The organism is Methylobacterium indicum (genome assembly GCF_001043895.1).
GTDB lineage: Bacteria > Pseudomonadota > Alphaproteobacteria > Rhizobiales > Beijerinckiaceae > Methylobacterium > Methylobacterium indicum.
In genome coordinates, this window is the sequence record NZ_JTHF01000343.1 from 1 (window position 1) to 931 (window position 931).

1 protein-coding gene is annotated in these 931 nt (G+C 70.0%); it reads right to left on the minus strand.

Annotation, left to right across the window (positions count from 1 at the left end; all coding sequences use genetic code 11):
- The coding region (locus tag QR78_RS29585) for an ABC transporter permease (RefSeq protein ID WP_048431204.1) at positions 1 to 767 on the minus strand (767 nt) is incomplete at its 3' end.
- Between the last annotated feature and the right edge of the window lie 164 nt (positions 768 to 931).

Sequence of the window (931 nt, forward strand, 5' to 3'; positions counted from 1 at the left end):
TGGACACCGCCGGGACGCAGCCGGGCCTGGAAGTAGTCGGCGACCCGCGCGGCTGTCGCCCGGTCGTCGGCACCGGGCGTGAGGCGTGCGGCCACGGTGGTGATTTGCGGGTCGGGCACCAAGCGCCGCGCGGTCCTGAACGGGATCACGGCGGAGCGGTCGAGATCGAGGCTGAGCAGGGGCACTGGAAAGGCGGGACCGAGTACGCCGATGACCGTCAGCACTTGATCGTCCATCCGGACGGCGTCGCCGATCCGCACAGGCTGTCCGGCTGCGACGGCCATGTCCCGGGCTAGCTCGGCGCCGAGGACGACGAAGGGGGCGAAGCCGTCGAGCTCGGAGGTGCGGTGACCCTGGGCGACGGTCGCCTGGGTGAGGGCGTAGAGGCCATCGGTGGCGGCGATGAGGTTTGCCTGGATCGTGGCGCCGCCCGCCCGGATCATCGTGCCGGTGGCGATGAAGGGAGCCACCTGCACGATCCCAAGCCCGTGCGAGGGCAGGGCCCGGACGATCTCCGGTGGCAGGACCGTGGGCGTGGCTCCCTCCCCTCTGGGATTGATGACCGCGAGGTCGACGCCCATCACCTCGAACTGCCGCATGGCCTCCATGCGCGCGTTGTGGCCGACATGCAGCATGGCGATCACCGCGGCGGTCCCGATCGCGATGCCGGTCAGCGCGAGGAGGGCACGCCCCTTGAGGGCCTGGAGGTTGCCCAGACCGTCGAAGACGACCTCGCGGAACGGAGCCAGGCTTTCTGGTCTGCTCACAGCAGGCACACGGCGTCGCGCAACACGCCCCTGTTGTCGTCGCGGACGCGACCGTCGTGCATGACGATGCGGCGTGGGCAACGTGCGGCGATGGCGGGATCGTGGGTCACGATCAGGATGGTGACGCCGATGTCCCGGTTGAGCGCGAGGAACAGGGCCATGAT